Here is a 10,614-nt window from a genome sequence, read left to right as displayed (position 1 = left end):
CGGCACCCCCGTCGACTGGGAGGCGGTGTTCGCCGGACGCGGCGCCCGCCGCGTCGACCTGCCCACCTACCCCTTCCAACGCACCCGCTACTGGCTGGCCCCGGCTCCCGCCCCCGGTGACGTCTCCGCCGCCGGTCTGGCCGAGGCGGACCACCGCCTGCTCGGCGCGGCCGTCCCGCTGGCCGACGGCGAAGGGCTCGTCCTGACCGGCCGGCTGTCGCTCACGTCGCACCCCTGGCTCACCGACCACGTCGTGCTGGGTGCCGTCCTCCTCCCCGGTACCGCTTTCGTTGACCTGGCGCTGCACGCCGCCCGCGCCGAGGGCGTCGGCTGCGACCGGCTGGACGAACTGACGCTCGGCGCACCGCTCGTCGTCCCCGAGGACGGAGCCGTCCAGGTCCAGGTGCGGGTCGCGGCCCCCGACGCCGACGGCCGCCGGACGGTGGAGATCCACTCGCGTCCGCAGGGCGCGCCCGCCGAAGAGCCGTGGACCCGCCACGCGGCGGGCACCCTGTCCGCCGCCACCGACGGCGAGGAGGCCGCCCTGGCGGCCTGGCCCCCGCCGCGGGCCGTCCCCGCCGGGTCCGCCGAGTCCCTCTACGAGCGGATGGCGGGCCTGGGGCTCGACTACGGCCCGCTGTTCCGGGGCGTACGTGCCGCGTGGAGCCGGGACGGGGAGCTCTTCGCCGAACTGGAACTCCCCGACGGGACCGACACCACCGGATTCGGACTGCACCCCGCCCTGCTGGACGCCGCCCTGCACGCGGTGGCCCTCGGCCACGGCCTGCTGGGCACCGGCGCGGACGCGGACGGCGGCACCGAGCGGGCGCGGGTCCCCTTCTCCTGGACCGGGGTCACCCTGCCCGCCGCCGCCCCCTCCGCAGGACCGGCCGCCCTCCGGGTCCGGCTGGCTCCCGCGGGCCCGGACGCCGTGTCCCTGCTGGCCGCCGACACCGACGGCCGGACGGTGGCCCGCGTGGACTCCCTGGTCCTGCGGCCGGTCTCGGCCGAGCAGCTCGCCGCCGCACGGGCCGGACGCTTCCAGGACGCGCTGTTCCGCGTCGAGTGGACCGCGGCGCCCCCGGCCCCGGCCGGGCCGCCGGCCGCCGCCGACGTGGTGCTGCTGGAGGCGGAGCTCCCGGACCGCCCGGCCGCGGCGCACGCCGCCGTGCGGTACGCGACGGCCCGCGCCCTGGCCGTCGTACAGCAGCGGCTGGCGGTGGCCGACGCGGGGGAGGAGGACCCGCGGCCGCTGGTCCTCGTCACCCGGAACGCGGTCCGCGCGGGCGACGGGGATACGGCCGGCCCGGACCCGGCGCAGGCCGCGGTGTGGGGTCTGGTCCGGTCCGTCCAGTCCGAACACCCCGCCCGCTTCGTCCTCGTGGACGTCGACGGGGAGACCGCGGCCGGCCCCGCACCGGACTCCGCGCCCCCCGCCTGGCTGGCGGCGGCGCTGGCGACCGGTGAGCCGCAGTGCGCCGTCCGCGAGGGACGGGTGCTCGTGCCCCGGCTGGCGCGCACGCCCGCCGCCGCGCCCACGACGGACACCGCCGGCCCGGCACTGGACCCGGCCGGTACGGTCCTGGTGACCGGGGCGACGGGCGCCCTGGGCCGGCTGGTGGCCCGGCACCTGGTCTCCGCGCACGGCGTACGCCACCTCCTGCTGGCCGGCCGCCGCGGGCCCGACGCAGAGGGGGCGTCCGCCCTCGCCGCCGAACTGGCCGCCCTGGGCGCCGAGGTGACCCTGGCGGCCTGCGACGCGGCCGACCGGAGCGCGCTCGCCGCCCTCCTCGACGGGATCCCGGCCGCCCACCCGCTGACCGCGGTGGTGCACGCGGCCGGTGTGCTCGACGACGCCCTCGTCGGGTCGCTCACCGCCGAACGGCTGGACCGCGTCCTCGGGCCCAAGACGGACGCGGCGTTCCACCTGCACGAACTGACCCGGGACCGGGACCTCGCGGCCTTCGTCCTGTTCTCCTCGCTCGCCGGCACCTTCGGCACCGCGGGCCAGGCCAACTACGCCGCCGCCAACGCCGCCCTGGACGCCCTGGCCCAGACGCGACGGGCGGCGGGACTGCCGGCCGTCTCGCTGGCCTGGGGGCCCTGGGCGGACGCCGGGGGCGGCCCGCACGGGATGCTGGGCGCGGCCGGTGCGGGGGCACTCGCCCGGATGGCCCGCGCGGGCGTCTCGCCGCTCACCCCGGAGGAGGGCCTCGCCCTCTTCGACGCCGCGACCGCGACGGCCGCCGCCGGCACGGAAGCCGTACTGCTGCCCGTACGGCTGAACCCGTCCGCCCTGCGCCGCCGCGCCGCGACCCGGCCGGTGCCCGCCCTGCTCCGCGGCCTCGTACGGGCCCCCGCCCACCCGGCGGCGGCCCCCGAGACCGGCACCGAAGCACTGGCGGCGCAGCTCGCCGGGGCCTCCGAGGAGAAGCGCCGCAGGATCCTCCTCGGGCTCGTACGGGCCCAGGTCGCCGCGGTGCTGGGGCACACCTCCGCCGAGGCCGTCGGCGCGGCGCAGGCCTTCCGCGACCTCGGCTTCGACTCGCTGACCGCCGTCGAACTGCGCAACCACCTGGGTGCGGCCACCGGGCTGCGCCTCCCGGCGAGCCTGCTGTTCGACCACCCCACCCCGGCCGCGCTCGCCGACCACCTGGCCGGCGCCCTGCCCGCCGGCGGTCCCGGTACCGACGCGGCCCCCTCGCTGCTCGCCGAGATCGACCGGCTGGAAGCCGCGTTCGCCGGGGCCGACCACGACCGTGCGACCCGCGCCACCGCCGCCCTGCGGCTGGAGGTCCTCCTCGCGAAATGGCGCGGGGGCGCCTCCGCCCCCGGCGTCGGCAGCGGGCCGGTCCCCGAGGAAGGGACCGGCGGGGACACCGCCGCCGAGGTGGCGCAGGCCTCCGACGAGGAACTCTTCGACCTGCTCGACGGCGAGCTCGACACCCACTGATCGACCGGCACGCCCATCCCTTCGCGTTGAGGAACAGAAACCCAGATGACGACCGATGTGAACAAGCTCCGCGACTACCTCAAGCGTGCGACCGTCGATCTGCGTCACGCGCGCCGGCGGCTGCGTGAGGCCGAGGGCAGGAACCGCGAGCCGATCGCGATCGTGGGCATGAGCTGCCGCTTCCCGGGCGGCGTCGCCTCCCCCGAGGACCTGTGGGACCTGGTCGCCTCGGGCCGGGACGCGATATCCGGCTTCCCCACCGACCGCGGCTGGGACCTCGACGCGCTCTACGACCCCGACCCCGAGAACCCCGGTACCACCTACACCCGCGAAGGCGGATTCCTCGACGGGGCGGCCGAGTTCGACGCCGGGTTCTTCGGGATCGGCCCCCGTGAGGCCCTCGCCATGGACCCCCAGCAGCGGCTCGTCCTCGAAGCCGCCTGGGAGGCCGTCGAGCGCGCCGAGCTGGACCCGCAGTCCCTGCGCGGCAGCCGCACCGGGGTGTTCGCCGGTGTCATGTACCACGACTACGTCTCCCGCCTGCCCGCCATGCCCGAGGGCATCGAGGGGTACGTGAGCACCGGCAACACGGGCAGCGTGGTCTCCGGCCGCATCGCCTACACCCTCGGCCTGGAGGGCCCGGCCGTCACCATCGACACCGCCTGCTCCTCCTCCCTCGTGGCCCTCCACCTGGCCGTCCAGGCCCTGCGCCAGGGCGAATGCGACCTCGCGCTGGCGGGCGGGGTCACCGTGATGGCCGGACCGACCACCTTCGTCGAGTTCAGCCGGCAGCGCGGGCTCTCCCCCGACGGCCGCTGCCGGGCCTTCTCCGCCGGGGCCGACGGCACCGGCTGGTCCGAGGGCGTCGGCATGCTCCTCGTCGAACGGCTCTCCGACGCCGTCCGGCTCGGACACCCCGTCCTGGCCGTGGTCCGCGGCTCCGCCGTCAACCAGGACGGCGCCAGCAACGGGCTCACCGCCCCCAACGGGCCCGCCCAGCAGCGGGTCATCCACCAGGCGCTGGCCAACGGCCTGCTCTCCCCGTCCGACGTGGACGCCGTCGAGGCCCACGGCACCGGCACCACCCTCGGGGACCCCATCGAGGCGCAGGCCCTCCTCGCCACGTACGGTCAGGAGCGGCCCGATGACCGGCCCCTGTGGCTGGGCTCCGTCAAGTCCAACCTGGGCCACACCCAGGCGGCGGCCGGCGTGGCGGGCGTGATCAAGATGGTGCAGGCGCTGCGCCACGGCATCCTGCCCAAGACCCTGCACGCCGAGGAGCCCACCCCGCACGTCGACTGGTCCTCGGGGGCCGTGTCGCTGGTCGCGGAGAACACCGCGTGGCCCGCGACGGAGCCCGGCCGGCCCCGCCGGGCAGCCGTCTCCGCCTTCGGCGTCAGCGGCACGAACGCGCACGTGGTCCTGGAACAGCACCTCACCCCGACTGCCGAACCGGCCCCGGCGGACGGGACCACGGACGCCCCTGCCGCCCCCGCCCCCACGGACGCAGCCGCCCCCACAGCCGACCCCGCCACCGCCGACGGTGCCGCCCCAGCCGCCGACCGTCCCACGGCCGCCGACCGCGCCGCCGGCGTCGGCACCGCCGCGGTCACCGCCCTCGCAGGCCGTGCCACGTCCCTCGGTGCGGCCATCGCGGGCCGCGCGAGCACCCTCGGCAGCGCCCTCGCCGACCGCGCGGCCACCCTCGTCGGCGCAGGCGGCGACCACGGCACCGCGGACGGCACCGGAAGCGGCACCCCCCACGGCACCGACGGCGAGCCCGGCACCACCGCCGGGGCTCCGGACGGCCGGCAGCCGGAACTCATCCCCTGGCCGCTCTCCGCCAAGACCCCCGCCGCCCTCGCCGCGCAGGCCGCCCGGCTCCGCGCCCACCTGGCCGCCCTGCCCGCGGGACCCGGTGCCCCGACGGCCGCCGACATCGCCCTCTCCCTCGCCACCACCCGTACCGCCTTCCCCCACCGCGCCGTACTCCTCGCCGCCGACCGGGCCGGCCTGGACCGGGCCCTGGACGCCCTCGCCGACGGCGAACCGGGCACGCCCGCCCCCGAGGGCACCCACCTGGTGCGCGGCACCGCCGAGGACACCCGCCAGCCCGCCTTCGTCTTCCCCGGCCAGGGCTCCCAGTGGACGGGCATGGCCGTCGAACTCCTCGCCGGCTCACCGGTCTTCGCGGAACGCATCCGCCAGTGCGAGGAAGCCCTCGCCCCCCATGTCGACTGGTCGCTGACGGAGGTCCTGCGCGGCGCGCCCGGCGCCCCCGGCTTCGACCGGGTCGACGTCGTCCAGCCCGTCCTGTTCGCGGTGATGGTCTCCCTGGCCGAACTGTGGCGGTCCCACGGGGTCCACCCGGCGGCCGTCGCCGGCCACAGCCAGGGCGAGATCGCCGCCGCGGCCGTCGTCGGCGCGCTCAGCCTGGAGGACGCCGCGAAGGTCGTGGCCCTGCGCAGCCGGGCCCTGACCGTCCTGTCCGGCCGGGGCGGCATGCTCTCCGTCGCCCTGCCCCTGGACCGGCTCACCCCGCTGCTGGCCCCCTGGGGCGAGCGGCTGTCGGTCGCCGCCGTCAACAGCCCCGCCTCCACCGTCGTCTCCGGCGACGGCGACGCCCTCACCGAACTCCGCGACGCCCTCCACACCGACGGGATCCGGGCCCGGCTGATCGCCGTGGACTACGCCTCCCACTCCGCGCACGTCGAGGCCGTCCGGGAGCAGGTCCTCGAAGCCCTCGCCGACATCACCCCGCGCGCCTGCGAGGTGCCGTTCTACTCCACCGTCACCGGCGGCGCCCTGGACACCGACCGGCTCGACGCCGAGTACTGGTACCGCAGCCTGCGCCAGACCGTCCGCTTCGACGAGGCCACCCGCGCCCTCGTCCGGGACGGACACGGAGCCCTCATCGAGGTCAGCGCCCACCCGGTGCTCACCATCGGCATCCAGGAGACCCTCGACGACCTCGGCGGCACGGCCGTCGCCCTCGCCACCCTGCGCCGCGGCGAAGGCGGCACCGACCGCTTCCTGCGCTCCGCCGCCGAAGCCCACGCCCACGGCGTCGCCCTCGACTGGCCGGCCGTCCTCGCCGCCCCGGACGCCCGCCGGATCCCGCTGCCCACCTACGCCTTCCAGCACGCGCGCTACTGGCTCGACGCCCCGTACGCCCCGGCGGACGCGGCGGGCCTGGGCCTGGCCCCGTCGGACCACCCCCTGCTGGGCGCCGTCACCACCCTCGCCGACACCGACGGCCTGCTGCTGACCGGCCGGCTGTCCACGCACAGCCACCCCTGGCTCGCCGAACACGCGGTACTGGGCGCGGTCATCCTTCCCGGCACGGCCTTCGTGGAGCTCGCCGTCCGGGCGGGAGACCACCTCGGCTGCGACAACCTGGCCGAACTCACCCTCCAGGCGCCCCTGGTGGTGCCCGAGCAGGGCGGTGTCCTCGTCCAGGTCGCGGTCGGCCCGGCCGACGGGGCCGGTGACCGGCGCTTCGCCGTCCACTCCCGCCCGGAGACCGCCGCCGCCGATACGGGCTGGACCTGCCACGGCACCGGCGTGCTGAACTCCGCGCCCGCCACGGCGACGCCCGAGCCCGCCGCCCCGGCCGCGGACTGGCCGCCCGCCGGAGCGGCCCCCGTCGACCTCGACGGCTTCTACGACGGCCTCGCCGCCCGCTCCTTCGCCTACGGCCCCGTCTTCCAGGGCCTGCGCGCCGTCTGGCGGCTCGGCGACGAGGTGTTCGCCGAGGTGTCCCTCCCCGACGACGCCCGCGCCGACGCCGACCGGTACGGGCTCCACCCGGCCCTCCTGGACGCGGCCCTGCACGCCGTCGGCTTCGGCCCGCTCGGCGACATGGGCACCGGACGGATGGCCTTCTCCTGGCAGGACGTACGCCTGCACGCCGCCGGAGCCACCCGGCTGCGGATCCGGCTGACCCCGGCCGGCACCGACACGGTCGCCGTCACGGCCACCGACGACGGCGGCCGGCCCGTGGCCACCGTCGGCTCCCTCACCTTCCGCGAGGTCCGCGAGGAACACCTGCGGGCCGCCCTCACCGACCACCACGAGTCCCTCTACCGGGTCGAGTGGCCGGCGCACCTGCTCGCCGGTGCCCCGGTTCCCGAGGCACCCTGGGCGCTGATCGGCACCGGGGACGCCGCCCTGGAGGAAACCGCCGCCGCCCTGGCGGCCGGCGGGGCGCCGCGAGCCGCCACCCACCCCGACGTCACCGCCCTGGCCGCCGCCGTCAGGGCCGGCGCGCCCGTCCCCGCGACCGTCGCCGTCGTCTTCCCCGCGTCACACGACGGACCCGACGCCGACGCCGAGGCCGGTGCCGAAGCCGTCCGGGAGACCGCGCGGGGAGCCCTCGCCGTCCTGCGGGACTGGCTCGCCGACGACCGGTTCACGGCCTCCCGGCTGGTCTTCGTCACCCGCCGCGCCGTGGCCGTACCCGGCGAGGACGCCGACCCCGCACCGGACACCCGCCCGGAGCACGCCCCCGTCTGGGGCCTGATCCGCTCCGCCCAGTCCGAGCACGCCGACCGCCTCGTCCTCGCCGACACCGACGGCACCCCGGACTCGCTGCGCCGCCTGCCCGCCGCCGTCGCCACCGGCGAACCCCAACTCGCCCTGCGCGGGGGCCGGATGTCCGTCCCCCGGCTCGCCCGCGTCCCCGTCGCCACGGAACCCGCCGCCGCCCCCGCCCTCGACCCGCGGGGCACCGTACTGATCACCGGAGGCACCGGCGCCCTCGGCCGGCTCGTCGCCGCCCACTTCATCACCGTCCACGGCGTCCGCAACGTCCTCCTCACCAGCCGCCGCGGCCCCGAGACCGAAGGGGCCGCCGCACTCCAGGAGGAGCTCGCCGCACTCGGCGCCACCGTCACCGTCGCCGCCTGCGACGCCGCCGACCGCGACGCCCTCGCGGCCCTCCTCACCGCCATCCCCACCGACCGGCCGCTCACCGCCGTCGTGCACGCCGCCGCCGTCGTCGCCGGCGGACCCGTCGACAGCCTCACCCCCGAGGACCTGGAGCTCGTCCTGCGCCCCAAGGTCGACGCCGCACTCCACCTCCACGAGCTGACCCGCGGCCTGGACCTCGCCGCCTTCGTCCTCTTCTCCTCCCTCGCGGGCACCTTCGGCGGTGCCGGACAGGGCGCCTACGCGGCCGGCAACGCCTTCCTCGACGCCCTCGCCCACCAGCGCCGGGCCCAGGGCCTGCCCGCCTCCGCCCTCGCCTGGGGCGTCTGGGACGAGCGCGGCGACCAGACCCGGCTGGCCGCCGAGGACCTGCGGCGCATGGCCCGCGCCGGACTCGTCCCGCTCACCGCCGACGAGGGCCTCCACCTCCTGGACACCGCCCGCACCCTGGACGACGCGGCCCTGGCCCCCGTACACCTCGACCTGGCCGCGCTGCGCGGCCGGACGCCCGGACCCGTACCCGCCCTGCTGCGCGGACTGGTCCGCACCCCCGCGCGCCGCGCCGCCCAGAGCGCCGAGCCCGGCCCCGGCGGCCTCTCCGCCGAACTGTCCCGGCTGGCCGCCCTGCCGCCCGCCGAGCGCAAGGACACCGTGCTCACCCTCGTGCGCAACCAGGTGGCGGCGGTGCTCGGCCACGCCACCCCCGGGGCCGTCGACCCCGGACGGGCCTTCCGCGACCTCGGCTTCGACTCCCTGGCCGCGATGGAGCTCCGCAACCGGCTCACCGCCGCCACCGGCGTCCGCCTGCCCGCCACCGCCGTCTTCGACCACCCCACCCCCGCCGCACTCACCGGCCACCTCCTCGACGAGATCCCCGGCGGCCACCCCGGCACCGCCCTGGTCACCGCCGCGCCCACCGCACCCGGCCGGACCGCCGCCACCGGCGGCGAGGAGCCCATCGCCATCGTCGCCATGAGCTGCCGGCTGCCCGGTGAGGTCCGCGGCCCCGAGGACCTCTGGAACCTCGTCGCCGCAGGCACCGACGCCATCACGGGCCTGCCCGCCAACCGCGGCTGGGACCTCGACGCGCTGTACCACCCGGACCCGGACCACCCGGGCACCAGCTACGTCAGGGAAGGCGGATTCCTGCACGACGCGGACGGGTTCGACGCCGAGTTCTTCGGAATCTCGCCCCGCGAGGCCCTCTCCATGGACCCCCAGCAGCGCCTGCTCCTGGAAACCTCCTGGGAGGCCTTCGAACGGGCCGGCATCGACCCTTCGACCCTGCGCGGCTCCCGCACGGGAGTCTTCGCGGGCACCAACGGCCAGGACTACGCCCTCGGCCTGTCACCGGAGCAGACCGCAGGCATGGAGGGACACCTCCTGACCGCCAACTCCGCCTCGGTGGTCTCGGGCCGGCTCTCCTACACCTTCGGCCTCGAAGGCCCCGCCGTGACCGTCGACACGGCCTGCTCCTCCTCCCTCGTCGCCCTCCACCTGGCCGCCCAGTCCCTGCGCCGGGGCGAATGCGACCTCGCCCTCGCGGGCGGCGTCACCGTCATGTCCACCCCGGGCGCGCTCATCGGTTTCAGCCGGCAGCGCGGACTGGCCCCGGACGCCCGCTGCCGCGCCTTCGCCGCCACGGCCGAGGGCACCGGTCTCGCCGAGGGCGCCGGCATGCTGCTGGTGGAGCGGCTCTCGGACGCCCGGCGCAACGGCCACCGGGTACTGGCCGTCGTACGCGGATCCGCGATCAACCAGGACGGCGCCTCCAACGGCCTGACCGCCCCCAACGGTCCGGCACAGCAGCGGGTGATCCGCCAGGCCCTCGCGGACGCCGGACTGTCCGCCGCGGAGGTGGACGCCGTCGAGGCGCACGGCACGGGCACCACCCTGGGCGACCCGATCGAAGCCCAGGCCCTGCTGAAGGCCTACGGCACCGGCCGCGCCGCCGACCGGCCGCTGTGGCTGGGCACGGTCAAGTCCAACATCGGGCACACGCAGGCCGCCGCCGGTGTGGCGGGTGTGATCAAGATGGTGATGGCGATGCGCCACGGGGTCCTGCCGAAGACCCTGCACGTCGACGAGCCGTCCCCGCACGTCGACTGGTCGGCGGGGGAGGTGCGCCTGCTGACCGAGGCGCGGGAATGGACGGAACAGGAAGGCCGTCCGCGCCGGGCGGGCGTCTCCTCCTTCGGCGTCAGCGGCACCAACGCCCACGTCGTCATCGAACAGGCCCCGGCCGACGCCCCGACCGGTCGGACGGAGGGCGGCCCGGACGAGGAGGCCCCCACCCCGCTGCCCACTCCCTGGCTGGTCTCCGCGAAGGACGAGAACGCCCTGCGCGCCCAGGCGGAACGCCTCCTGGCCCACGTCCGGTCCGCCGACCGGCCCGACCCGACGGACATCGCCCTCTCCCTGGCGACCACCCGCGCCGCCTTCCCCCACCGCGCGGTCATCACCGGCCACGACCGGGACGACCTGCTGCACGGCCTGACCGCCCTCGCCCGCGGCGAGACCCCGGGGCCGCAGACCGTGCGCGGCACGGCACCCGCAGCGGCCGGCCGCACCGGGTTCCTGTTCTCGGGGCAGGGCAGTCAGCGGCTTGGGATGGGGCGTGAACTGCATGCCGCGTTCCCGGTGTTCGCCGAGGCGTTCGACGCCGCCTGCGCCCACCTGGACGGACACCTGGAACGACCCCTGCGTGAGGTGGTGTTCGGTGAGGACGCCGC

General features: G+C 77.2%; 2 protein-coding genes. Both read left to right on the top strand.

Going from position 1 to position 10,614, the window contains the following annotated elements:
* Window positions 1–2,953 (top strand): type I polyketide synthase (locus tag WDV06_RS33970; protein WP_395513672.1); only part of this gene is annotated, 2,953 nt, incomplete at its 5' end.
* A 45-nt stretch (window positions 2,954–2,998) separates the two neighbouring features.
* The coding region (locus WDV06_RS33965; protein ID WP_395513671.1) for a type I polyketide synthase at window positions 2,999–10,614 on the top strand (7,616 nt) is incomplete at its 3' end.

Source organism: Streptomyces racemochromogenes (genome assembly GCF_044129415.1).
Taxonomy (GTDB): Bacteria; Actinomycetota; Actinomycetes; order Streptomycetales; family Streptomycetaceae; genus Streptomyces; species Streptomyces racemochromogenes_A.
Note: the sequence above shows the minus strand (reverse complement) of the source record. Positions and strands in the feature narration are given on the sequence as shown.